1 protein-coding gene is annotated in these 346 nt (G+C 73.7%); it reads left to right on the forward strand.

Annotated elements, in window-relative coordinates; translation table 11 throughout:
- Nucleotides 1–346, forward strand: a 346-nt coding sequence (locus B2W70_RS15135; protein WP_286746913.1) for a PhoH family protein, incomplete at both ends; no start/stop codon positions are given.

Below are 346 nucleotides of genomic sequence, written 5' to 3' on the forward strand. Positions count from 1 at the left end.
GCACGGGGCACGCCCCAACAGGTTGCCGACCTGCTCGACAGCCTGTACGCCCGCAGCGACCGCGCGCTCAGCGCCGAGATGGTGCAGCTGGCGGTGGCCAGTGCCTTGCGCGAAGCAGCGCCTGCGCGCAAGCCAGCCGCGCGCCAGGCCGGCGCGCTCGACGACCTGCCACCGGCCGATCCGGGAGCAGGTGACGAAGGTGGCGCCCACGGCCCCACCCTGCACACCCGCCGCGCCGACTTGCAGGGCCGCACGCCCAACCAGGTCAAGTACCTGCAGCAGATCCTGGCCCACGACCTGACCCTGGGGATCGGCCCCGCAGGCACCGGCAAGACCTTCCTGGCGG

Source organism: Aquabacterium sp. UBA2148, assembly GCF_002328915.1.
GTDB classification, from domain to species: Bacteria; Pseudomonadota; Gammaproteobacteria; order Burkholderiales; family Burkholderiaceae_C; genus Aquabacterium; species Aquabacterium parvum.